Origin of the sequence: Pseudarthrobacter oxydans (assembly GCF_034258515.1) — a bacterium.
Lineage (GTDB): Bacteria > Actinomycetota > Actinomycetes > Actinomycetales > Micrococcaceae > Arthrobacter.
Map to the genome: position 1 here is coordinate 1,576,778 of NZ_CP139438.1, position 22,656 is coordinate 1,599,433.

General features: G+C 67.0%; 21 protein-coding genes. 17 read left to right on the forward strand and 4 right to left on the reverse strand.

Annotated features, from left to right (window positions below):
• The first annotated feature begins 92 nt into the window (after positions 1-92).
• The 7 genes from SMD14_RS07155 to SMD14_RS07185 are packed head-to-tail and all read left to right on the forward strand — an operon-like array spanning position 93 to position 8,030.
• Positions 93-1,700, forward strand: coding sequence for a carboxyl transferase domain-containing protein (locus SMD14_RS07155; protein ID WP_321215831.1), 1,608 nt, complete (start codon positions 93-95; stop codon positions 1,698-1,700).
• An 8-nt stretch (positions 1,701-1,708) separates the two neighbouring features.
• Entirely contained in the window at positions 1,709-3,865 is a 2,157-nt protein-coding gene (locus tag SMD14_RS07160; protein ID WP_321215832.1) for a biotin carboxylase N-terminal domain-containing protein, read from the forward strand.
• Between the two features lie 2 nt (positions 3,866-3,867).
• Positions 3,868-5,043, forward strand: coding sequence for an acyl-CoA dehydrogenase family protein (locus tag SMD14_RS07165; protein WP_321215833.1), 1,176 nt, complete (start codon positions 3,868-3,870; stop codon positions 5,041-5,043).
• Positions 5,044-5,063: 20 nt separating this feature from the next.
• Positions 5,064-5,873: a CoA transferase subunit A gene (locus SMD14_RS07170; RefSeq protein ID WP_321215834.1), complete on the forward strand. Its 810-nt coding sequence runs from the start codon at positions 5,064-5,066 to the stop codon at positions 5,871-5,873.
• 2 nt (positions 5,874-5,875) lie between these two features.
• Positions 5,876-6,643 (forward strand): CoA transferase subunit B, encoded by a 768-nt coding sequence (locus SMD14_RS07175; protein ID WP_157238612.1) that lies wholly within the window; start codon positions 5,876-5,878, stop codon positions 6,641-6,643.
• Positions 6,640-7,194 (forward strand): MaoC family dehydratase, encoded by a 555-nt coding sequence (locus SMD14_RS07180; protein WP_321215835.1) that lies wholly within the window; start codon positions 6,640-6,642, stop codon positions 7,192-7,194. Before SMD14_RS07175 ends, SMD14_RS07180 begins: the two co-directional genes overlap by 4 nt.
• Positions 7,191-8,030, forward strand: a complete 840-nt coding sequence (locus SMD14_RS07185) for a CoA ester lyase (RefSeq protein ID WP_157238610.1) — start codon at positions 7,191-7,193, stop codon at positions 8,028-8,030. The genes SMD14_RS07180 and SMD14_RS07185 overlap by 4 nt, the downstream gene beginning before the upstream one ends.
• A 10-nt stretch (positions 8,031-8,040) precedes the next feature.
• Here SMD14_RS07185 and SMD14_RS07190 read toward each other — a convergent pair whose 3' ends face one another.
• Positions 8,041-9,510 carry a lipase maturation factor family protein gene (locus tag SMD14_RS07190; protein ID WP_321215836.1) on the reverse strand — a complete coding sequence of 490 codons (1,470 nt, stop codon included), beginning with the start codon at positions 9,508-9,510 and terminating at the stop codon, positions 8,041-8,043.
• A gap of 113 nt (positions 9,511-9,623) precedes the next feature.
• On the opposite strand from SMD14_RS07190, the gene dxr reads away from it, so the two are divergent.
• The 7 genes from dxr to SMD14_RS07225 all read left to right on the forward strand — a co-directional run bounded on the left by dxr (position 9,624) and on the right by SMD14_RS07225 (position 15,909).
• Positions 9,624-10,808 (forward strand): 1-deoxy-D-xylulose-5-phosphate reductoisomerase, encoded by a 1,185-nt coding sequence (gene dxr, locus SMD14_RS07195; RefSeq protein WP_321215837.1) that lies wholly within the window; start codon positions 9,624-9,626, stop codon positions 10,806-10,808.
• 17 nt (positions 10,809-10,825) lie between these two features.
• On the forward strand, positions 10,826-12,157 hold the full coding sequence (locus tag SMD14_RS07200; protein ID WP_321215838.1) for a site-2 protease family protein: 1,332 nt from the start codon (positions 10,826-10,828) through the stop codon (positions 12,155-12,157).
• 126 nt (positions 12,158-12,283) lie between these two features.
• On the forward strand, positions 12,284-12,973 hold the full coding sequence (locus SMD14_RS07205) for a MarR family transcriptional regulator (protein ID WP_321215839.1): 690 nt from the start codon (positions 12,284-12,286) through the stop codon (positions 12,971-12,973).
• Entirely contained in the window at positions 12,970-13,485 is a 516-nt protein-coding gene (locus SMD14_RS07210; RefSeq protein ID WP_321215840.1) for a hypothetical protein, read from the forward strand. Before SMD14_RS07205 ends, SMD14_RS07210 begins: the two co-directional genes overlap by 4 nt.
• A gap of 76 nt (positions 13,486-13,561) precedes the next feature.
• Complete coding sequence (locus SMD14_RS07215) at positions 13,562-13,855, forward strand: YciI family protein (protein ID WP_157238606.1); 294 nt, start codon at positions 13,562-13,564, stop codon at positions 13,853-13,855.
• Between the two features lie 34 nt (positions 13,856-13,889).
• Entirely contained in the window at positions 13,890-15,056 is a 1,167-nt protein-coding gene (gene ispG, locus SMD14_RS07220) for a flavodoxin-dependent (E)-4-hydroxy-3-methylbut-2-enyl-diphosphate synthase (protein WP_013600504.1), read from the forward strand.
• Positions 15,019-15,909 (forward strand): DUF4081 domain-containing GNAT family N-acetyltransferase, encoded by an 891-nt coding sequence (locus SMD14_RS07225; RefSeq protein ID WP_157242576.1) that lies wholly within the window; start codon positions 15,019-15,021, stop codon positions 15,907-15,909. The genes ispG and SMD14_RS07225 overlap by 38 nt, the downstream gene beginning before the upstream one ends.
• Here SMD14_RS07225 and SMD14_RS07230 read toward each other — a convergent pair.
• The 3 genes from SMD14_RS07230 to SMD14_RS07240 are packed head-to-tail and all read right to left on the reverse strand — an operon-like array spanning position 15,906 to position 18,132.
• A complete protein-coding gene (locus SMD14_RS07230) occupies positions 15,906-16,544 on the reverse strand; it encodes a TetR family transcriptional regulator (protein ID WP_321215841.1) in 639 nt (212 codons plus the stop codon). The genes SMD14_RS07225 and SMD14_RS07230 overlap by 4 nt on opposite strands.
• Positions 16,541-17,284, reverse strand: coding sequence for an ABC transporter permease (locus SMD14_RS07235; RefSeq protein ID WP_321216236.1), 744 nt, complete (start codon positions 17,282-17,284; stop codon positions 16,541-16,543). Before SMD14_RS07235 ends, SMD14_RS07230 begins: the two co-directional genes overlap by 4 nt.
• An 11-nt stretch (positions 17,285-17,295) precedes the next feature.
• Complete coding sequence (locus tag SMD14_RS07240; RefSeq protein ID WP_321215842.1) at positions 17,296-18,132, reverse strand: ABC transporter ATP-binding protein; 837 nt, start codon at positions 18,130-18,132, stop codon at positions 17,296-17,298.
• Between the two features lie 460 nt (positions 18,133-18,592).
• Between SMD14_RS07240 and SMD14_RS07245 the strand changes: the two genes are divergently transcribed.
• Genes SMD14_RS07245 through SMD14_RS07255 form a run of 3 tightly spaced genes read left to right on the forward strand, consistent with a single transcriptional unit; the run spans position 18,593 to position 22,655 of the window.
• Positions 18,593-20,404 (forward strand): proline--tRNA ligase, encoded by a 1,812-nt coding sequence (locus SMD14_RS07245; RefSeq protein ID WP_321215843.1) that lies wholly within the window; start codon positions 18,593-18,595, stop codon positions 20,402-20,404.
• A 7-nt stretch (positions 20,405-20,411) separates the two neighbouring features.
• The gene (locus SMD14_RS07250; RefSeq protein WP_321215844.1) at positions 20,412-21,206 is read left to right on the forward strand and encodes a TSUP family transporter; all 795 of its coding nucleotides are present in this window, start codon (positions 20,412-20,414) and stop codon (positions 21,204-21,206) included.
• A 57-nt stretch (positions 21,207-21,263) separates the two neighbouring features.
• Entirely contained in the window at positions 21,264-22,655 is a 1,392-nt protein-coding gene (locus tag SMD14_RS07255) for a pyridoxal-dependent decarboxylase (RefSeq protein WP_321215845.1), read from the forward strand.
• Position 22,656 lies beyond the last annotated feature (1 nt).

Consider the following 22,656-nt stretch of genomic DNA (forward strand, 5'->3'; position numbering starts at 1 on the left):
ACAGTTAATCGAGACTAACCTGAATTTCAGTTACTCAGTACTAACCGAGTTGGCTTTTCGCCGGCCGGTCCAAAGATGAACAGGATGCGTCAATGGAGACCCTTGCCACCCGGCTCGATCCTTCCGGCGGGGCCTTCGCGGCAAACCGCGAAGCACAGCTGGAGCTGGCGGAGGACCTGCGGAAAAGGCTGGCGGACGCTGCGCTGGGCGGGCCGGAGAAGTCCCGGCAGCGCCACGTGGCCCGGGGGAAGCTGCTGCCGCGCGAGCGGATCGACCAGCTGCTGGATGAGGGCAGCCCGTTCCTTGAGATTGCCCCGCTGGCCGCCAACGGAATGTACAACGACGAGGCCCCCGGCGCCGGCGTCATCGCCGGCATCGGGCTGGTCCACGGCCGCCACGTGCTGGTGATTTCGAACGACGCAACGGTCAAGGGCGGAACGTACTATCCGCTGACCGTCAAGAAGCACCTGAGGGCCCAGGAGATCGCCCTCGAAAACCGGCTGCCCTGTATCTACCTGGTGGATTCCGGCGGAGCGTTCCTGCCGAAGCAGGACGAGGTCTTTCCGGACAAGGAGCACTTCGGCCGCATCTTCTACAACCAGGCGAGGCTGTCCGCGGCCAAGGTTCCCCAGATCGCCTCGGTCATGGGCTCCTGCACCGCCGGCGGCGCCTACGTGCCGGCCATGAGCGATGAAACGGTCATCGTCCGGAACCAGGGCACCATCTTCCTTGGCGGGCCGCCGCTCGTGAAGGCCGCGATCGGCGAGATCGTCACTCCGGAGGAGCTTGGCGGCGGCGAGGTCCACTCAAGGATCTCGGGCGTGACTGACCACCTGGCCGAAAACGACGAACACGCGCTGCAGATCATCCGGGACATCGTGTCCACCCTCCCGCCGCCGGCCCCGCCCGCCTGGGAGGTGGAGGCCGCCGTCGAACCATCAGCAGACCCTGACGGGCTGTACGGTGCCGTGCCCACGGACGTCAACGCCCCGTACGACGTCCACGAGGTGATCGCCCGGCTGGTGGACGGCAGCCGGTTCCATGAATTCAAGAGGGAATACGGCACCACCCTGGTGACCGGCTTCGCCCGGCTGCACGGGCACCCGGTGGGCATCGTGGCCAACAACGGCGTGCTCTTCAGCGAATCGTCCCTCAAGGGCGCACACTTCATCGAGCTCTGCGACCAGCGCGGCATCCCGCTCGTTTTCCTGCAGAACATCTCCGGCTTCATGGTGGGCAAGGACTCTGAAGAGGGCGGCATCGCCAAGAACGGGGCCAAGATGGTGACGGCCGTGGCTACTGCCCGGGTGCCTAAACTGACGGTGGTCATCGGCGGTTCCTTCGGCGCCGGCAACTACTCCATGTGCGGCCGCGCCTATTCGCCGCGGTTCCTGTGGATGTGGCCGGCAGCCCGGATCTCGGTGATGGGCGGCAACCAGGCCTCAAGCGTGCTGGCCACCGTAAAGCGTGACCAGTACGAGGCTGCGGGCCAGGAGTGGTCCGCCGAGGACGAGGAGGCCTTCAAGGCGCCCATCCGCCAGCAGTACGAGGACCAGGGCAGCCCGTATTACTCCACCGCCCGCCTCTGGGACGACGGCGTGATTGATCCAGCCGACACCCGCACCGTGCTGGGCCTGGCATTGGACGTCGTGTCCCGCACGCCGCTGCCGGAAACCTCCTTCGGCCTCTTCAGGATGTGAGCCAGCATATGACCACCCCTTCCTTCACCGGCACCGCCACGGCAAGCAGGCCCATGTTCAGCACTGTCCTGGTGGCCAACCGTGGCGAGATCGCCTGCCGCGTGATCCGCACCCTCCGGGCCATGGGCATCCGGTCAGTTGCCGTTTACAGCGATGCCGACGCCGGCGCGCGCCATGTACGCGAGGCTGACACGGCCGTTCGGATCGGCCCCGCCGCGGCCACGGAGAGCTACCTGAAGATCGAGGCCATCATCGATGCGTGCCGCAAGGCCGGGGCGGAAGCCGTGCATCCGGGCTACGGCTTCCTGAGTGAGAACGCCGACTTCGCCCGCGCCCTGGACCGGGCCGGCATCACCTTCATCGGCCCCGGCATTGATGCGCTGAGAATGATGGGGGACAAGATCCGCTCCAAGAACCACGTGGCCGGTTACGGCGTCCCCGTGGTTCCCGGAGTAGCGGAGCCCGGCATGACGGATGAGCAGCTGGTGCAGGCGGCCGGCGGCGTCGGGTTTCCGCTGCTGATCAAGCCTTCCGCAGGCGGGGGCGGCAAGGGCATGCACGTGGTGGAACGCCCGGCAGACCTCCCCGCGACGCTGGCCACCGCCCGGCGGGTGGCTGCCGGCGCCTTCGGCGACGACACCCTTTTCCTGGAACGGCTGGTATCCACCCCGCGGCACATCGAGGTGCAGGTGCTCGCGGACAACCACGGCAACGTCATCCACCTGGGCGAGCGCGAATGCTCGCTGCAGCGGCGCCACCAAAAGGTCATCGAGGAGGCGCCGTCGCCCTTGCTCGAAGCGCACCCGGACGGCGCCGCCCTTCGCGCCCGCATCGGCGAGGCAGCCTGCAATGCAGCCCGCAGCGTTAACTACAGCGGTGCCGGGACCGTCGAATTCCTCGTCTCGGACGACGCGCCGGACCAGTTCTACTTCATGGAGATGAACACCAGGCTGCAGGTGGAGCATCCCGTCACCGAAATGGTCACCGGCATCGACCTCGTCGAATGGCAGGTGCGGATCGCCGCCGGCAGGGAACTCACCATCCGGCAGGCCGACGTCGAACTTAACGGGCACGCGGTGGAAGCACGGGTCTACGCGGAGGTTCCCGAGAAAAACTTCCTGCCCTCCACCGGGACAGTGCTCCTCCTGGATGAACTGCCCGGGCAGGCGGCCGGCAGGGTGCGGGTGGATTCGTCCCTGGCGGAAGGACTGGAGGTATCGTCCAGCTACGACCCCATGATCTCCAAGGTGATCGCGTGGGGGGAGGACCGTTCAGCTGCCCTGGACACCCTGGACGCGGCGCTCGCGGGCTATACGGCGCTTGGGCTGGACACCAACGTCGAATACCTGAGGCTGCTGATCAACGATGCCGATGTCCGCGCGGGACACCTGGACACGGGGCTGATTGAACGCAAACTGCCGTACCTCGCCTTCCGCCGCGTTGGCGAGGCCGAACTGGTGGCGGCGGCGCTCTTCACCATCCAGGCGGAGGAACAGGACAGCACACCCCTGCCGCCGGGCCCCTGGCAGGCCCGCAACGGATGGCGCCTTGGCACACCGGCGCCGCGCCGCGTCAGCCTGGGAACGTCCGACGGCGGCGTGGCCACCGTGCGTATCAGCGGCAGGAACGCGGCCGGCCCGGTCGGGGACGGGGCTGTCCCCGAAGGCACTGCCCTGGTGGCCGTGGACGGCGGGCCGCCCCGTCCGGCACGGCTGGAAATGATTTCCCGCCGACGCGTTGCGCTGACGTTCAACGGGCGCACCACCACGTACGCCGTGGTGCCGGGACCTTCAGCGCTCTTCCTTGGCAGCGAGGGCTGGTCCTGCCGGCTGGAAGTCCTGACGCGTGAGTCGCGGCTGGAGCGGGTACTTGCAGCGATTCAGCGGGAGGAGGGTGCTGCCGACCCTGCGGTGCGCTCACCCATGCCGGGAACCGTGGTGTCCGTTCCGGTCACCGACGCTGCGGACGTCACGGCCGGGCAGGTGCTGGTCTCGGTGGAGGCGATGAAGATGGAGCACCAGCTGCTGGCTCCGCTCGACGGGACAGTGCACCTCAGCGTCCGGCCCGGGGACCTGGTGAAGGCGGACCAGGTCCTGGCGACCGTCCACCCCCGCACCGCAGATACAGACACAGATACAGCCTTACTTAATGGCGAAGGAGCCTAGACATGGCAGGTTTTGAACTCAGCGAGGAATACCAGGACCTCAGCGACACCGTCCGGGACTTCGCGGACACCGTGGTGGCACCCGTTTCCGCGAAGCACGACGAGGAGCACAGCTTCCCCTACGAGGTGGTGAAGCAGATGGGCGAGATGGGGCTGTTCGGCCTGCCTTTCCCTGAGGAGTTCGGCGGAATGGGCGGCGACTACTTCGCCCTTGCCCTGGCCCTGGAACAGTTGGGCCGGGTTGACCAGTCCGTGGCAATCACCCTCGAAGCGGGGGTGTCGCTGGGCGCCATGCCCATCTACCGTTTCGGGACGGACGCGCAGAAGCAGGAGTGGCTGCCCGTGCTGGCATCCGGCCAGGCGCTGGCGGGCTTCGGCCTGACTGAGCCGGAGGCAGGATCGGACGCGGGAGGCACCAAGACCCACGCCCGGCGCGAGGCTGACGGCGGCAGGACAGAGTGGGTGATCAACGGCAACAAGGAGTTCATCACCAACTCCGGAACGGAGATCACGCGCCTGGTCACCGTCACCGCCGTCACCGGCCGGAAGGAACGGGGAGACGGCTCAGTGCAGAAGGAAATTTCCACCATCCTGGTGCCCACCGATACCCCTGGCTTCAAGGCGGAGAAGCCCTACAACAAAGTGGGCTGGAACGCCTCGGACACCCATCCGCTGACCCTGAAGGATGTCCGGGTCCCGGAGGCCAACCTGCTGGGAGTGGAAGGGCGCGGCTACGCCAATTTCCTCTCCATCCTGGATGAGGGCCGCATAGCCATCGCGGCACTCGCCACCGGCGCAGCCCAGGGCTGCGTGGACTTGTCGGTCAAGTACGCCCGGGAGCGGAGCGCCTTCGGGCAAAACATCGGCAAGTACCAGGCCATTTCGTTCAAGATCGCGCGCATGGAGGCCCGCGCCCACACCGCCCGCCTTGCCTACTACGACGCGGCGTTCCGCATGCTTGCCGGCAAGCCGTTCAAGACCCAGGCCGCCATCGCTAAGATGGTCGCAGGCGAGGCAGCCATGGACAACGCGCGGGATGCCACCCAGGTATTCGGCGGCTATGGCTTCATCAACGAGTTCACCGTGGCAAGGCACTACCGCGACTCCAAGATCCTTGAAGTGGGGGAGGGCACCACGGAGGTCCAGCTGATGCTGATCGCCCGCGAACTGGGACTGTAGCCGGCCTGAGAGGATCACTGATGATTGACAAGGTTGTTGCCAGCGCTGACGAAGCCGTCGCGGACATACCGGACGGAGCGTCCCTGGCCGTGGGTGGATTCGGCCTCTGCGGTATCCCGGTGACCCTCATCGATGCGCTGCACCGGGCAGGAAGGGCGGACCTCGAAACCGTCAGCAACAACTGCGGCGTGGACGACTGGGGCCTGGGCATCCTGCTCCGGGACGGCCGGATCCGCCGCACCATCAGCTCCTATGTGGGCGAAAACAAGGAGTTTGCCCGCCAGTACCTGGCCGGCGAACTGGAGGTGGTGCTCACCCCGCAGGGCACCCTGGCCGAGAAGCTCCGCGCCGGCGGCGCCGGCATCCCGGCGTTCTACACGAAGGCGGGAGTTGGCACGCAGGTGTCCGACGGCGGCCTGCCGCAGAAGTACGACGCCCACGGCGGCATCGCGGTTGCTTCCGCGCCGAAGGAGGTGCGGTCCTTCGGCGGAGTGGACTACGTCCTTGAGGAGTCGCTGACGCCGGACTTCGGGCTGGTCCACGCCTGGAAGGGTGACCGCCACGGAAACCTGGTGTTCCATGCCACCGCAATGAACTTCAACCCGCTCTGCGCCATGGCCGGCAGGATCACCATCGCCGAGGTGGAGGAACTGGTGGAGCCCGGGGAACTGGACCCGGAACACATCCACACTCCGGGAATCTTCGTCCAGCGGGTGGTGCTGGCCGCCAACGCGGAGAAGCGCATCGAAAAACGGACCGTTGCCCTTCCCCGGCCAGGCACTGGAGCGCCCGGAACCGGAACCGGCACCAACCAGCAGGCAGGAGCATAGCCATGGATCCCAACAGCCCCTACGCTCCACGGCCCGAAGGCGTGCGCCCCGAATACCGCCGGGCGGCAGCCCAGCAGCACGAGGTCCAGGCAGACGGGACTGCCGCCAAAGGCTGGACCCGCAACGAACTCGCCGCCCGCGTGGCGAAGGAGCTCAGCAACGGCCAGTACGTCAACCTGGGCATCGGCATGCCAACCCTGATCCCCAACTACATTCCCGACGGCGTGGAAGTGGTGCTCCACTCCGAAAACGGGATCCTCGGCGTCGGCCCTTATCCCGCGGAGGATGCCGTTGACCCGGACCTCATCAACGCCGGCAAGGAAACTGTCACGGTCAACAAGGGCGCCGCTTTCTTCGACTCGGCTTCTTCCTTCGGAATGATCCGCGGGGGCCATGTGGACGTGGCTGTCCTGGGCGCCATGGAAGTTGCGGCCAACGGTGACCTGGCCAACTGGATGATCCCGGGCAAGATGGTCAAGGGCATGGGCGGCGCCATGGACCTGGTGTTCGGCGCCAAGAAGGTCATCGTGATGATGGAGCACGTGGACCGCAACGGAAACCCGAAGATTGTCCAGCAGTGCTCCCTGCCCCTGACCGGCAAGGGCTGCGTGGACCGGATCATTACGGACCTGGCGGTCATCGACGTTGTTGCGGACGGGTCCGGGTCCAGGCTGGTGCTGCGCGAACTGGCACCCAACGTCTCGGTGGAGGACGTGGCCGCCGCAACCGGGGCAGACCTGTTCGAAGAAGACCGGGAACTGACCGTATGAGCGGCGGTGACGGCGCCGCGGCGGGGCCAACCGGCGGCGAGCCGCAGGTGATTGAGCAGCGCGGGCTGTACTTCGAGGAGCTGCAGGAGGGCGTCACCTACGCCCACCGTCCCGGCCGCACCGTGACGGAGGCCGACAATGTCCTGTTCACCACGCTGACGATGAACACGCAGGCGCTGCACCTGGATGCCGCCTGGAGCGCCGGCCAGCCGTTCGGCCAGCGGCTGGTGAACTCGATGTTCACCCTGGCCACCATGGTGGGGCAGTCCGTCTCGCAGCTGACCCAGGGCACCATCATCGCCCAGCTGGGCCTGGCCGATGTCTCGTTCCCGCATCCGCTCTTCCATGGCGACACCCTCTACACCGAGACGGTGATCAGCGGAAAACGGCTCTCGGGTTCCCGGCCGGGGCAGGGGATCGTCACCATGGAGCACACCGGCCGGAACCAGGACGGGACGGTGGTGGCGCTGGCCACCCGAAGCTGCCTGATGTGGACCCGCGAGGCCCATGCCAAGCAGGAGGACCACGGACAGGAGACAATGCAGTCATGACCTTTGTGATGGGCCCCGCCCTGCTCTTCTGCCCTGCCGACCGGCCGGAGCGCTACCAGAAGGCGGCCCGCAGGGCCGACGCCGTCATCCTGGACCTTGAGGATGCGGTGGCGCCCGCCGATAAGCAGCGCGCCCGCGGTGCCATCCTGGCCCAGCTGGGAACCACCGGCGTGGAGCCGGAACTGGAACCCAGCTGCACTATCGTGCGGGTGAATCCGGTGGGCACCGAGGACTTCGAGAAGGACCTTCACTGCCTCGCCCACACCCCTTACCGGACGGTCATGCTTGCCAAGGCGGAAACCGTCCAGCAGCTCGACGCCCTGGAGGGCTATAAGGTGATTGCGCTGTGTGAAACAGCGCTCGGAGTCCTTAACGCCCCCGCCATTGCCGCCGCCCCCAATGTGGTGGGCCTGATGTGGGGGGCAGAGGACCTGCTGGCATCGCTGGGCGGTACGTCCAGCAGGAAGGCCGACGGCGGCTACCGGGCGGTGGCGCTGCACGCCCGTTCCGCCGTGCTGCTGGCCGCGCGGGCCTGCGGCAAGGAGGCGGTGGATGCGGTTTACACGAACATCCCGGACCTTGCCGGGCTGGAGGAGGAGGCGGCCGACGCCGTGGCCTCCGGCTTCAGCTCCAAAGCGTGCATCCATCCGAGCCAGGCAGCCGTGGTCCGGGCCGCCTACGCGCCCTCCGACGCCGAAGTGGCGGCGGCTGAAGCCCTCCTGGAGGCTGCAGAGTCGGCAGGGTCAGGAGTGTTCCAGTACCAGGGAAAGATGATCGACGGGCCCATCCTGAAGCATGCCCAGGAAATCATCCGCCGGGCCCAGGGCATGGGCTAGCTGTTCCGCCTCATCCCGGCCGCCCGTGCGACCGCCGCAATGACAGCGGGGGGATCGGCTCGTACAGCACCGTCCGCACCCACCGGTTTCCGGTTTCCCGGAACTCCTTGCGGCTTGCGAACCGGTAGTGGTAGCTGCGCACGCGCACCCAACGCGGCGGGGCGCCGTCGAACGGGTCATGGCGGAGGAGCCGCAGCGTCTGCCGGTCCGCCTCCAGGAGCTTGCCTAGGAAGGCGTAGAACCACTCCTCATGGACGGTCCTTAGCGGCAGGAACCACATCAGCCAGTCCAGGCGCAGGTGGTAGGGCGCCCACTGCCGCGGGAGCCTGCCGGGATCGCCGGGCTTGCCCTTGAAGCCGTACTCCCGCCACTCGGAGGAGTCGTCCGGGTCCTCGTCGGAGGTGCCCTCCACCACTATTTCAATCCGCTGCTTGGTGACCGTGCCGAACGCGCCGTAGGTGTTGACCAGCTGCCACCGGTTGAAACTGGCATTCATCAGCTGCCGGCGCGAGAAAAGGTTGCGCAACGGCCAGTAACTGAGCACAACCAGCAGCAGCGTGGCAGCCAGCGTGATGGCCAGCCACCACAGCGGCGTCTCCCGGTCCACGCCCGGCGCTCCGTGCCAGTCCAACGGAATGGCCGGCAGGACGGCGTGGGCAACCGGATCACTCACGGCGGCGAAGGCCAGCACAATGGCAATCCAGTTAAGCCACGCGAAGTTGCCTGTGGCCACCAGCCAGAGCTGGGTGGCGATGACAATGCCTGCCGCGACGCTGGCAACAGGCTGCGGAGCAAACAGGAAGAACGGCACCACCAGCTGGGCGAAGTGGTTGCCCAGCACTTCCACCTTGTGCAGCGGCTTGGGCAGGAGATGCGCCTGCCGGCTGAGCGGACCCGGCATGGGCTGCGTCTCGTGGTGGTAGTAGAGGGCAGTCAGGTCACGCCATTCCCGGCCGCCGCGGATCTTGATCATCCCCGCGCCGAACTCCAGCCTGAACACCAGCCACACGATCAGGATCAGGATGGTGCGGGGAGGGTCCGTCTGGTCCGAGCCCAGGAAGGCCACCGTGAAGCCGGCCTCCAGGAGCAGCATCTCCCAACCGAACCCGTAAAAGGTCTGCCCTACGTTCACGATGGACATGTACAGCAGCCACAGGACTAGGAACGCTATCAGCGGAACCCACGGCGGGCCCTGCTGCGGGATGCCGGCCACGAGCAGAGCCGATACCAGCAGCCCTGCGGCGCACACCCAACGCAGCAGCCGGTCCGAGTACCGCCACCGGAACAGGGTAGGCCGGCGCAGGCGGCTGAAGCCGGAAAGGTATTCGGGGACGGGGAGAAGGCCGCGTTCACCCAGCAGCGCCGGGAACTGGTTCAGCGAGGAGAGGAACGCAACGAAATACAGTGCCGCCACGCCTCGCTGCAGCACCTGCCGGGCGAATTCGTATTCCGGCGCATCAAACCAGGAGAGCCAGTCCACGCAGTCCACGTTACGCCCGCTCCCAACAGTGCTGCCACTGGGGCCAAAGGGATGTTGAGGGGCCCCGCTTAAGGCGGCGGCTGTCCGGCAGCGCGGTGCGGGATACTTAAGCAATGCAGCCACGCAGAATCGTCCTCCTCGGATCCACCGGTTCCATCGGCACCCAGGCGATTGACGTCGTCGACGGCGCCCCGCACCTTTTCGAGGTGGTGGCCCTCAGCGCCGGGGGAGGCAACCTGGAGCTCCTCGCGCGCCAGGCGGTGCACACGGGTGCCTCTGTGCTTGGCATAGCCGCCGGGGACCCCGGTCAGCTGGCCTCCTTGGTGGCCGCAGCCGCAGCCGCTGCCGGCAAGCAGGGTTACCGGCCGGAAATCATTGCCGGACCGGACGCGTCCACCCGTATTGCGGGGGTCGAGGCTGACGTGGTCCTGAACGGGATCACCGGTTCCATTGGCCTGGCGCCCACCCTGGCGGCCCTCAAGTCCGGTGCCACGCTGGCGCTTGCCAACAAGGAGTCCCTGATTGTGGGCGGTTCGCTGGTGAAGGCCGCTGCCCGCGAAGGCCAGATCGTGCCGGTCGATTCCGAGCACTCGGCGATCGCCCAATGCTTGCGTTCCGGATCTGCGGCGGAAGTGGAAAAACTGATCCTCACCGCGTCCGGCGGTCCCTTCCGCGGCAGGAGCAGGGACGAACTGCACGGGGTAACTCCACAGGAGGCGCTGGCGCATCCCACGTGGGATATGGGTGTCATGGTCACCACCAATTCCGCTACCCTCGTCAACAAGGGCCTGGAAGTCATCGAGGCGCACCTGTTGTTCGATGTTCCCCTGGACCGGATCGATGTGGTGGTGCATCCGCAGTCCGTGGTGCACTCGATGGTGCAGTTCATCGACGGGTCCATCATTGCCCAGGCGTCCCCGCCCGACATGCGCCTCCCCATTGCCCTGGGACTGGGCTGGCCGGACCGGGTGCCCAACGCGGCCGCGGCCTGTGACTGGACGCGGGCCGCTTCGTGGACATTCGAGCCGCTGGATACGGAAGCCTTCCCCGCCGTCGGACTCGCCAAGGACGCCGCGAAGCAGGGCAGCACGTTCCCCGCCGTGTTCAACGCCGCCAACGAGGAAGCCGTGGCGGCCTTCCATGCCGGGCGCATCAGGTTTACCGACATCGTGGCCACCATCGAGTCCGTCCTCAGCGAACATTCAGGCTCCTCAGGGCTGACAGTGGAGTCCGTGCTGGATGCTGAGGACTGGGCACGCGCCCGCGCCCACGAACGTTTAGCAGTCAGCAGTCTCTAGGAAGCAGCAGCACGTCCATGACCCCCGTTCTCCTTTTTGTCCTCGGCGTCGTCTTTGTGGCGATCGGCATCGCTGCCTCCATCGCGCTCCATGAAGTGGGCCACCTGCTGCCTGCGAAGCTCTTCAAGGTCCGCGTCACCAAGTACATGATCGGCTTCGGCCCTACGCTCTGGTCGCGGCGGAAAGGCGAAACCGAGTACGGCGTCAAGGCCATCCCGCTGGGCGGCTACGTCTCCATGATTGGCATGTATCCGCCCAACAAGGAGGACGGTTCGGTCCGGCCCTCCAGCACGGGCATGTTCCAGACCCTGGCCACCGAAGCCCGGTCCGCGGCCCATGAGGAAGTGGGCCCCGGCGATGAGGGCCGGGTGTTCTACCGGCTTCCGGTCTGGAAGAAGATCATCGTGATGCTGGGCGGGCCGGCCATGAACATGGTGCTTGGCGTGCTCCTCACCGCCGTCCTGCTGATGGGCTTTGGCGTCGCCACGGCCACCACCACCATCTCCGACGTCTCCAAATGCCAGGTGGCGGCGGGGGAGACAGTGGATCCCGACTCTGCGGACTGCCGGCTCACCCCCGCCGCGGCGGCCGGCCTCAGGCCCAACGACAGGGTCATCGCCTTCGACGGCAAATCGGTGGCCAGCTGGGACCAGCTGACGGAATGGATCCGGGCTTCCGCGGGGCGCGAGGTAGCCATCACCGTGGAGCGGGACGGCACCCGGGTGTCCGCCACGGTGACTCCGGTGCTGTCGGCGCGCCCCGTCATCGGCACGGACGGACGCCAGGAAACGGACGACGCCGGCAACCTCCGTTACCAGGACGTCGGCTTCCTGGGCATCGGTTCCCGGACTGAACTGGTGGCCCAGCCGGCGTCGTCCGTTCTTCCGTTGGCGGGGGAGAACATCCGCCAGGTGGCGGGGGTGGTGTTCAACCTGCCCGCACGCGTCGTGGGCGTGGCGAAGGCTGCCTTCAGCGAGGAGCCCCGCGACCCCAACGGCCCCATCAGCGTGGTGGGCGTGGGACGGGTGGCCGGTGAAGTGGCCGCCATGGAAGAAATCCCGGTGCAGTCCCGGCTGGCCGCACTGATCGGGCTGCTCGCCGGCCTGAACTTCGCGCTGGCCGTGTTCAACCTGATACCGCTGCTGCCTTTGGACGGCGGACACGTAGCCGGCGCCCTGTACGAGGGTGCGCGGCGCCGCGTGGCCAAGCTGCTCGGCAAGCCGGACCCGGGAGCCTTCGACATCGCCAAGCTGCTGCCGGTGACCTACGTGGTGGCCGCCCTGCTCATCGGCATGAGCGCGCTCCTTATTTATGCCGACATTGTGAAGCCCGTGAACCTCTTCGGCTGACGCCTGCGGCTCCTTCGGGAGAGCAGGACCGGCGGCTGATTTCCGATTTTCAGCTAAATATGACTGATATTTAATAATCAGCCGCAGGTGGTTGATTCGGAGGAATCAGCTGCCTAAGGTTGGAACATGTTCGTTCTCACCATTGACCAGCGGGGGAGCACCTCGGACGTGGACCGCGTCCCGGACCTGATCGCCGCACTGCAGAGCCGCACCCCGGTTCCGTTTGAGCGCTCAGTGGGTGACGAACTCCAGGGTGTAGTGGAACAGGCTGCGGACGTGGTGGACGTCGCCCTGCATGCACTGCGCAGCGGGTACTGGTACGTGGGCATCGGCATAGGCACCGTGCACCTCGCTCCGGGTGCCAGCCCGCGGGAAGGGTCCGGAAGCGGCTTCGTGGCGGCGCGCAAGGCAGTGGAACTCGCTAAAAGCGCGGCCGGCCAGGTCCCGTTGTCAGTGGTGTCCGGCACCATGGTCCGTGGGAGGGACATTCGGTCCCCGCAACAGAATGATGCAGCACAGGAAGGCGTCATGGCCTGCTCCAACGCACAGGCAGTGCTTCGGCTGATCGGGCGCCTGGTGCAGCAGCGCACGGAGGCCCAGTGGCGGGTGGTGGACCACCTGCGCGCGCAGGGGGACGGCAGGCACGGCAGCCAGAAGCAGGTGGCCCGGGAACTGGGAATCACCGAGCAGTCGGTGAGCCGTGCCGTGCTGAGGTCCGGCTGGCAGGAAGAATGGGCGGCGAGGCCCGCAGCGGCAATGCTCCTTGACTATGCGCAGTCCCTGATTGCGGGCACCCGGACGGAAGGAAACCAGTGAACGCACTCTGGATCACGGTTGCGCTGCTCGTGGCAGGATTCGCCGGCTGGCCCGTGACCGCACTGGTGTTCCGGCTCGCCAAGACCATTGATGACAAGGCAGACGCAGCCAAGGCGGCCGAGGAAGCCGGAGGGACAGCCGACGATCCGTCCGCGGACGTCACCGTCGACCCTCCGCCTCCCGGCCGGGGCCAAAATGTGGACGATGAGCTGACCGCCGTGGCCAGCGCACCGCCGTCGGCCGGTCCTGGCTCCGGACCGGCGGCTCCCACCCAGCGGATCCTTCGGGGCGGCGCCATCATTGGAGTCCTGGAGCGGCTCGGAGTTTGCCTTGCCATCCTCACCGGCCAGCCGGTGGCCATCGCCTATATCGTGGCCATCAAGGGCCTGGGCAGGTTCGCGGAGTTGAAGGAAACCCCTGTGGCTGCTGAACGGTTCATCATCGGAACGCTGGCGTCCATGCTGTGGGCGGCCGGAACGGCCGCGGCCGTCAAGGTCATCTTCCTGGCGTGACAAAAGGGTCTGCCCGTCCGGTGGCAGGCGGCCCACCGGATGCGTCCGGAGGCCTGCAGGGCGATAGGGTAGCGGTATGACAGTTTTTGCCGTTGAGTACGTTTATGCCGCCGAATCCACTGACGAACGCAATGCCGTTCGGCCCGCGCACCGTGAATGGACCGCCGGCCTGGCCCAGGACGGCGCCATTCTGGCCAGCGGGCCGTACGGTGACGGTGCCGGGGCGCTGCTGATTTTCAAGGCAGCCGATGAAGCCGCCCTCAACTCGATCCTGAAACAGGATCCGTTCGCAGCAGCCGGAGTCATCGCCGGAACCCGCATCACCGAATGGTCGCCAATTACCGGCGTGCTGGCCGGCCTCGCCGCCTAAGCCGCCTCCACTTTTCGAACCTCTAGGAGTCCTCGTGACCTCGGTCAGCCTGGGAATGCCCTCAGCACCGCCACCCGTCCTTGCCCCCCGCCGCAAGACGCGGCAGATCAAAGTCGGTTCCGTGGGGGTCGGCTCGGACTCGCCCATCAGCGTGCAGTCCATGACCACCACGCCCACCACGGACATCAACGCCACCCTCCAGCAGATCGCGGAACTGACGGCGTCGGGCTGCGACATCGTGCGCGTTGCCTGCCCGTCCGCCGACGACGCCGAGGCCCTGCCCATCATCGCCCGGAAGTCCCAGATTCCCGTCATCGCGGACATCCACTTCCAGCCCAAGTACGTCTTCGCGGCGATCGAGGCAGGCTGCGCGGCGGTGCGGGTCAACCCCGGCAACATCCGCAAGTTCGATGACCAGGTCAAGGAGATCGCAGCGGCGGCCCGCGATCACGGGACGTCCATCCGCATCGGCGTGAACGCCGGCTCCCTGGAGCCCGGAATCCTGAAGAAGTATGGAAAGGCCACCCCGGAGGCGCTCGTGGAGTCTGCCGTCTGGGAAGCATCCCTCTTCGAGGAGCACGGTTTCCACGACTTCAAGATTTCCGTGAAGCACAACGACCCCGTCATTATGGTGGCCGCGTACGAGATGCTGGCGGAAAAGGGCGACTGGCCGCTGCACCTCGGCGTCACCGAGGCAGGCCCGGCATTCCAAGGAACCATCAAGTCGGCCACGGCCTTCGGGGCGCTTCTGTCCCGGGGCATCGGCGACACCATCCGGGTTTCCCTCTCCGCTCCGCCGGTGGAGGAAATCAAAGTGGGAAACCAGATCCTCCAGTCCCTCAACCTGCGTCCGCGCAAGCTGGAAATCGTCTCCTGCCCCTCCTGCGGCCGCGCCCAGGTGGACGTCTACACGCTGGCCGAGCAGGTTACGGCCGGGCTTGAAGGAATGGAGATTCCACTGCGCGTGGCGGTCATGGGCTGCGTGGTCAACGGCCCGGGCGAAGCCCGCGAAGCAGATCTTGGCGTTGCCTCGGGCAACGGCAAGGGCCAGATCTTTGTGAAGGGCGAGGTCATCAAGACTGTCCCTGAGAGCCAGATTGTTGAGACACTGATCGAAGAGGCCATGCGTATCGCGGAAGAGATGGGGGAGGCCGATGGCGAAGATGCTGTCAAGGGTAGCCCCGTGGTTAGCGTCTCGTAAGGACGTCCCCGCCCCGCCGGGGATTTCCGTCCGTACCCTGGACCGGGAGGACACTGCAGCGCTGAGGCTACTGGCGCAGCGTGATCCGGTCACGAACGTGTTCATCCTGGCGCACTTGCGTGCCGCCGGTTCCGCCGCAGCCACCAGCGGCGGAGCCGGGGTCCTCGGCGTGTTCGACGACGGCGTCCTGGCGGGTGCCTGCTGGGCAGGGGCCAACCTGGTTCCCGTGCAGCTGGACCCGGACCTGGCCGGAGTGGTGGCTGCGGCGGCCAGCGCATCCGGACGCCGCTACGCCTCCGCCTTCGGCCCCGCCAGTTCCGTACTGGCCCTTCACGCAGAATTGGTGGAGTTGGGGCACCGGGCCCACGAGGTGCGCCCTGACCAGCCTTTGATGACCATCGGCGGGCCCCCGTCCGTTGAGCCGAACCCGGGGCTGGGGCTGGGAAACCTTGCGGATTTCGACCGCATCCTGCCGGCGTGCGCCGCGATGTTCGAGGAAGAAGTGGGATATTCCCCTTTCCTGGGCGGCAGGGAGTTCTACAGCCGCCGGGTGGAAAGCCTGATTCGGCAAGGGCACTCCCTCGTGCACCTGAACGACGCCGGCGAAGTGGTGTTCAAGGCCGAACTCGGGGCCGTCACCTCCGACGTAACGCAGATCCAGGGCGTCTGGATGAACCCCCTCTACCGCGGCCAGGGGCTGAGCCCCGGGTATATGGCGGCAGTGGTGGAGCAGGCACAAAGGGTGGCGCCCACCACAAGCCTTTACGTCAACGGCTTCAACACCCGCGCACGGGCCACCTACGAGCGGGTCGGTTTCCAGCAGGTGGGGACCTTCGCCACCGTTCTCTTCTAGGACTGCGTCCCCTTCCTGCCGTCCAGGTCTCCCGTCAGGTAGCGCTGGACATTGGGTGCGACCAGCCGGACCACGTCCTCGGGTGCCGCGGACGCCAGCGGCTCCAGCCGGACCACGTAGCGGACCATCATCAATCCCACCATCTGCGTCGCCACCAGGCCGCCGCGAAGCGCCACGTCCTCCTTCGGCCCGGGCACGCCCGCCATGATGCGGCTGATGATGGCCCGGGTGGCGGTCTCCCGGAGGAGCGCGGTCTTCGCCTTCGATCCAATGGTCCCGCGCAAGAATGCCACCAGTCCTGGCTGGGCAGGGCTCTCCCACAGGCGCAGCACTGCGCGGACGATGAGTTCGGCCCGCTCGCCGGGGGGAGAATCCTCCACGCCGGCCAACACCTCCCCGGGATCCGCCGGAAGCTCCACGCTGAGGGCGAAGAGCTCGTCTTTCCCGTTGAAGAAATGGTGGATCATGGCCGGATCCACCCCGGCCGACCGCGCCACCTGCCGCAGGCTGGTCCCCTCAAAGCCGTGCTCGGCGAAAAGCCGCCGGGCCGCCTCGAGGATGTGGCCCCGCGATGCGTTTGTCCCGCCCCGGCGTCCCCGCCGCACAGCCGGGGGCTGTCCGCCCGGTGCGCTCACGGGCTCTGCCTGCGCAGGGTGAGGGAGGCCAGCACCAGGACTCCCACAACAATCGCCGCCATGATCCCGGCGTCCTGCCATAGCTGTTCCGTGGCTTCCGTGTTGGCAGCGATCTCCTGCAGGGCGTCCACGGAGAATGTCAGGGGAAGGACGTTGGAGATTGCTTCAAGGACATCGTTCATGCGGTCCCGGGCCACGAACAGTCCGCACAGCAGGATCTGCGGCACCACCACCACAGGCATGAACTGCACCGCCTGGAACTCGGTCCTGGCGAAAGCTGAACACAGCAGTCCCAGGGCCACGCCCAGGACCGCGTTGATCACGGCGATCAGGACCACGAAGCCGGGCGGCCCCTGGATATCAAGATCAAAGATCCAGTAGGCAACGGCGGTGGCCACCAGCGACTGCAGGGCGGCCATGATCGAAAACGCCAGGCCGTACCCAAAGAGGAGGTCGGCTTTGTGCACGGGGGTGGTGAGCAGCCGTTCCAGGGTTCCGGAGGTGCGCTCGCGCAGCATGGTGATGGACGTGACCAGGAACATCACCACGAAGGGGAAGATGGCCAGCATCATCAGGCCTACCCGGTCGAAGGTCCGGGGGGCTCCCGGAGGCAGCGTCTCGTTCTCGTACAGGAAGTAGACCGCAGTGAGCAGCAGCGCGGGCACCACCAGGATCATGGCGATGCTCCGGTGGTCGTGGCGGAGCTGGTCCAGCACCCGGTGCGTCGTGGCGAGCATCATTCGGACGTCCATCACCGCACGCTCCTGGTCCGTGCTTTGGGTTCCCCGGTGCCGGCAGCCGCTGCCCCGGGCGTCTCCGGCGCCGTCGTCGCAGTCGCCGTCGTCTCCTGGATGATGTGGAGGAACGCCTTCTCAAGGTCGCTGCTGTGTCCGCGCCGGCTGAGTTCCCCGGGCGTCAGCCGGGCGAGCAGCCTGCCCCCACGGAGGAGCAGCAAGTCGTCACACCGGCTGGCTTCCTCCATCACGTGGCTGGACACGAGGAGGGTCGTTCCAGCCTCTGCCATGGCCTGGAACCGGCTCCAGAGGTCCGCCCGCAGTACCGGGTCCAGTCCTACGGTCGGTTCGTCCAGCACCAGGAGCGGGGGATGCGCCACCAGTGCGCAGGCGAGGGAGGCGCGGCTGAGTTCGCCGCCGGACAGGTCCGCCGTCTTCTGCCGGGCCTGCCGTTCAAGCCCGACGGCGGCAATCGCCTCCGCCGCCTCAAGCTTCGTTTTCCGGTGCATGGCTCCGAAGTAGCGGACATTCGCTTCCACAGTCAGGTCCGGGTACAGACTCGGCGACTGAGTCACATAGCCCACCCGGTGGCGCAGGGCAGCGCTGCCGGCGGGCAGGCCCAGGACCTGCACCGTTCCGGACGCAAGCCGCTGGACTCCGACGATGGCCCTCATGAGGGTCGTCTTTCCGCTGCCGGAGGGTCCCAGCAGTCCGGTGATCCTGCCGGCCGGGATGGTGAAGTCCAGCCCGCGAAGCACAGGGACCTTGCCTCGCGTGACATTCAGGCCGGCGGCGACAATGGCGTCTCCGCCCGTCCGGCCCTGAACTTCCGGTGTCGCTGCCGCATGGGACATGATCGCCCTCCGTTGCCAGGAGCAGGGCTGCCGGCGCCTGGTTGGCGCCGTAATTCATCACCTGATGAATTAAAGCTAGGGCGCCGGAAAGGCCCGGTCAACAGCAAGAAATGAGAAACACTTGTCAATGTGCCTCCCATCACATAGGTTCGATCTAGCTGCGCTGGAGTGGCGTGGGCGGTCTCACCAGTCCTCACCAGTACTTAGGCGATAACGGCGTCGAGCCACGCCCGGATGCGATGACCAGCCTCATGGGGGGCCAGGGGCTTTGCATCTCCGGGCGTGGCTCAACTGCGTTCCGGGAAAGTGCCGGGCGGCTGTACCGCTGCCGGGCGGCCGGTGCCCGCACCGGCTGCGCTGCGTACCCGCCAGCGGGGAGTGGCCGTGCCAGCCGGTAGATTAGTACCAGACGAAATCCCGGCCCTGCTCTCCAGCACTCCCCAGAAACGGATACCCACCCGTGGTTACAAGACTGTCCCAGCTATTCCTGCGCACCCTCCGCGAAGATCCCGTCGACGCCGAGGTGGCCAGCCACCGGCTCCTGGTCCGCGCAGGTTACATCCGCCGTGCCGCCCCCGGCATCTACACCTGGCTGCCGCTGGGACTGAGCGTCCTGCGCAAGGTGGAAGCCGTCATCCGCGAGGAGATGGCCAGGATCGGGGCGCAGGAAGTCCACTTTCCGGCCCTCCTGCCCCGTGAGCCCTACGAGGCCACCAACCGCTGGACCGAATACGGCGAGGGCCTGTTCCGGCTCCAGGACCGCAAGGGCGCCGATTACCTGCTGGCCCCCACGCACGAGGAAATGTTCACGCTGCTGGTCAAGGACCTGTACTCCTCCTACAAGGACCTGCCGCTGAGCCTCTACCAGATCCAGAACAAGTACCGCGACGAGGCGCGTCCCCGTGCGGGCCTCCTGCGCGGCCGCGAGTTCATCATGAAGGACTCCTACTCCTTCGACGTGGATGACGCCGGCCTGGACGCAAGCTACGCCGCCCACCGCGGCGCCTACCTGCGCATCTTCGAGCGCCTCGGGCTGGAGGTCATCCCGGTTACCGCGACGGCCGGTGCCATGGGCGGCTCCAAGAGCGAAGAGTTCCTGCACCCCACCGACATCGGCGAGGACACCTTCGTGCGGTCCGCCGGCGGCTACGCAGCCAACGTTGAAGCCGTGACCACCGTGGCTCCGGCGGAAATCGACTTCACCGATGCTCCTGCCGCCGAGGTGCTCGACACCCCGGACACCCCCACCATCGACACCCTGGTGGCAGCCTCCAATACACTCGCCCCGCGCAGCGAGGCCGACGGCGGTGCCTGGACCGCCGCCGACACGCTGAAGAACGTCGTGCTCGCCGTTACCCTGCCCACCGGGGAGCGCCAGCTGGTGGTCATCGGGGTGCCGGGCGACCGCGCCGTGGACCTGAAGCGCGTCGAAGCGAACATCGGATCCTTCCTGCCCATCGGCGGGGAGATCGGCCTGGAAGCGGCCAACGACGACGACCTCAAGAAACAGCCGCTCATCGTCAAGGGCTACCTCGGCCCCGGCCTGTCCCTGGAGGAGCCCCTGCTGGGAGCCGAAAGTGCAACGAAGCTTCTGTACCTGGTGGACCCCCGCGTGGTCCGCGGCACTTCCTGGATCACGGGCGCCAATGAGGCCGGCAGGCACGTTTACGGCCTGGTGGCCGGACGCGACTTCACCTGGGACGGCGTCATCGAGTGCACCGAAGTGCGCGAAGGTGATCCCGCCCCGGACGGCTCCGGTCCGCTGGAGACCGCCCGCGGCATCGAGATGGGGCACATCTTCCAGCTCGGCCGCAAGTACGCGGAAGCGCTGGAGCTGAAGGTCCTGGACCAGAACGGCAAGCAGGTCACCGTGACCATGGGCTCGTATGGCGTCGGCGTCACCCGGGCCGTTGCAGCGCTGGCCGAGGCCAACCACGACGCACGGGGGCTCGTCTGGCCGCGTGCTGTTGCCCCTGCCGATGTCCATGTGGTCGCCGTGGGCAAGGGCGAGGAGATCTTCGCCACCGCCGAGCGGCTGGCGGCCGACCTTGAGGCAGCAGGCCTGGATGTCCTGCTCGACGACCGGCCGAAGGTTTCGCCCGGGGTCAAGTTCGGCGATGCCGAACTGTTGGGCGTTCCCACCATCCTGGCCGTTGGCCGCGGCCTGGTGGATGGTGTGGTCGAGATCAAGGACCGCCGCAGCGGTGACGCCGAAAACGTGGCAGTGGACAAGGCGGTTGACTACGTAGTCAACGCTGTCCGCACCAGCTGACCCGGCAGTGGAGTTCGGACTCGAATCGCTCGGGCTGACAACACTCCTCTTAATCGTGCTTGCCGGTTTTGCCGCCGGCTGGGTGGATGCAGTGGTAGGCGGGGGCGGGCTGATCCAGCTCCCCGCCCTGCTGCTGGTCCCGGGGATCACCCCCGTCCAAGCGCTGGCGACGAACAAGATGGGGTCCATCTTCGGCACAGCCACCAGTGCTGCCACCTACTACAGGCGCGTAGGACCGGACCTTAGGACGGCGCTGCCGATGGCCGCGATCGCCCTGGCGGGCAGCTTTGGCGGCGCCGTGCTGGCAGCGACGCTGCCCGCCACTGTCTTCAAGCCCATCATCGTCACGGCGCTGGTCGCCGTCGCCCTTTTCACAGCACTGAAGCCGGACGTTGGCGGCATCACCGCCCTGCGGCATGATGGCCGCAAGCACTACGTGGTTGCCTGCCTGATCGGGGCCGTCATTGGTTTCTACGACGGCCTCATCGGTCCGGGGACAGGCTCCTTCCTGGTCATCGCGCTGGTCTCGGCGATGGGGTATGCCTTCCTGGAAGCCAGCGCCAAAGCCAAGATCGTCAACATGGCCACCAATGCGGGCGCACTGCTGTTCTTCCTGCCCCACGGCTCCCTCCTGTGGGGCCTGGGCCTGCTGCTGGGGGCAGCCAATATGGCGGGCGGATACCTCGGAGCCAGGACAGCAGTGAAACAGGGAAGCCGCTTTGTCCGGGTGGTCTTCCTGGTAGTGGTGTCGGCCCTCATCATCAAGCTCGGCTACGACGCCTGGCAGGAAAACTTCGCCTGATACCGCCCTGGAAAAGCAGGCTCGGAGGCCCGGCCGGCGGAGGCGTAGCATGCAGATATGTCACATGGCTATGACGAGTACGCCCGGGCCCTGGCGGCAGCGGCACGCCACGCCACGGCCTGGCTGGGAAGCCTTTCCGACAGGCCGGTGGGTCCGGCGGTGGGCGCCCACCGCCTCACAGCTGCCTTTGGCGGCCCGCTGCCGCGGAAGGGCATGCCCGCTGAAGACGTGGTGGACCTGCTGGCAAAGACGGCAGAGCCGGGGCTCATGGCAATGCCCTCCGCCCGGTTCTTCGGCTGGGTGATAGGCGGGACGTTACCTGCCGCCCTTGCCTCCGACTGGCTGGTGAGTGCCTGGGACCAGAACGCCTGCCTCCGCTACGCGGCCCCGGCGGTGGCAGCAATCGAGGAGGGCGCGGGCAGTTGGCTCCTGGAACTGCTGGGACTTCCTGGACAGTCCGACGTCGGGTTCGTCACCGGCGCGACGATGGCGAATTTCACCTGCATGGCGGCCGCACGGTGGCGGCTGCTTGCGGACGCTGGCTGGGACCTGGACAGTGACGGGCTGTTTGGCGCTCCGAGGATCCGCTGCCTGGTGGGGCGGGAACGGCATGACACCGTGGACCTTGGCCTGCGCTACCTGGGCCTGGGCAAGCCCGCGGTGGTGGACGCCGACAGCCAGGGGCGGTTGATTCCCGAAGCCCTGGACGCAGCACTGGCTGGAGGCTCAGGCCCCGCATTAGTCTGCCTCCAGGCAGGGAACGTCCATTCAGGCGCTTTTGACCCGTTCCCCGAAGCCATCCGCGTTGCCCGGAAACACGGAGCCTGGGTCCATGTGGATGGCGCCTTCGGCCTGTGGGCCGCCGCAGCCCCCGAACTGCGGCATCTGATCCGTGGCTATGAGAATGCGGACTCCTGGGGAACGGATGCCCACAAAACCCTCAACGTTCCCTACGACTGCGGCATCGCAATTGTCCGGGATGCTGCAGCCCTTCGCTCTGCCATGGGCCTGCACGCCAGCTACCTGGTGCATGACGCGGAAGGTCCCGGCGATCCCTTCGAAAAGGTCCCGGAGCTGTCACGGCGGGCGCGCGGCGTGACGGTGTGGGCAGCCCTGAAGAGCCTCGGCTCCGACGGCGTTGCAGCCCAGGTGGAGGGAATGGCCGCCGCGGCTTCGGAAATCGCCGCGGGGCTGGCCGGGCTGGACGGCGTGGAAGTGCTGAACGACGTCGGCTACACCCAGGTTTGCGTGGCGTTCGGCGACGACGCCACCACCCGGGCGGTGACGGCCCGCGTCATCAGGGACGGCAGGGTATGGATGTCCGGCTCACGGTGGCGGGACCGGGACATCCTCCGGGTGTCGGTCAGCAACTGGCGCACCGAAGGGGACGAGGCGGGCACTGCCGTGGATGCGATCCGTTCCGCACTGGCCGCCGTGCGCGGCAGCTGAC

Excerpts from the sequence above, each read along its gene's own strand:
- SMD14_RS07155 (WP_321215831.1), top strand. The coding sequence starts at position 93 with ATGGAGACCCTTGCCACCCGGCTCGATCCTTCCGGCGGGGCCTTCGCG.
- SMD14_RS07160 (WP_321215832.1), top strand. The coding sequence starts at position 1,709 with ATGACCACCCCTTCCTTCACCGGCACCGCCACGGCAAGCAGGCCCATG.
- SMD14_RS07165 (WP_321215833.1), top strand. The coding sequence starts at position 3,868 with ATGGCAGGTTTTGAACTCAGCGAGGAATACCAGGACCTCAGCGACACC.
- SMD14_RS07170 (WP_321215834.1), top strand. The coding sequence starts at position 5,064 with ATGATTGACAAGGTTGTTGCCAGCGCTGACGAAGCCGTCGCGGACATA.
- SMD14_RS07175 (WP_157238612.1), top strand. The coding sequence starts at position 5,876 with ATGGATCCCAACAGCCCCTACGCTCCACGGCCCGAAGGCGTGCGCCCC.
- SMD14_RS07180 (WP_321215835.1), top strand. The coding sequence starts at position 6,640 with ATGAGCGGCGGTGACGGCGCCGCGGCGGGGCCAACCGGCGGCGAGCCG.
- SMD14_RS07185 (WP_157238610.1), top strand. The coding sequence starts at position 7,191 with ATGACCTTTGTGATGGGCCCCGCCCTGCTCTTCTGCCCTGCCGACCGG.
- dxr (WP_321215837.1), top strand. The coding sequence starts at position 9,624 with ATGCAGCCACGCAGAATCGTCCTCCTCGGATCCACCGGTTCCATCGGC.
- SMD14_RS07200 (WP_321215838.1), top strand. The coding sequence starts at position 10,826 with ATGACCCCCGTTCTCCTTTTTGTCCTCGGCGTCGTCTTTGTGGCGATC.
- SMD14_RS07205 (WP_321215839.1), top strand. The coding sequence starts at position 12,284 with ATGTTCGTTCTCACCATTGACCAGCGGGGGAGCACCTCGGACGTGGAC.
- SMD14_RS07215 (WP_157238606.1), top strand. The coding sequence starts at position 13,562 with ATGACAGTTTTTGCCGTTGAGTACGTTTATGCCGCCGAATCCACTGAC.
- SMD14_RS07225 (WP_157242576.1), top strand. The coding sequence starts at position 15,019 with ATGCTGTCAAGGGTAGCCCCGTGGTTAGCGTCTCGTAAGGACGTCCCC.
- SMD14_RS07235 (WP_321216236.1), bottom strand. The coding sequence starts at position 17,284 with ATGATGCTCGCCACGACGCACCGGGTGCTGGACCAGCTCCGCCACGAC.
- SMD14_RS07240 (WP_321215842.1), bottom strand. The coding sequence starts at position 18,132 with ATGTCCCATGCGGCAGCGACACCGGAAGTTCAGGGCCGGACGGGCGGA.
- SMD14_RS07255 (WP_321215845.1), top strand. The coding sequence starts at position 21,264 with ATGTCACATGGCTATGACGAGTACGCCCGGGCCCTGGCGGCAGCGGCA.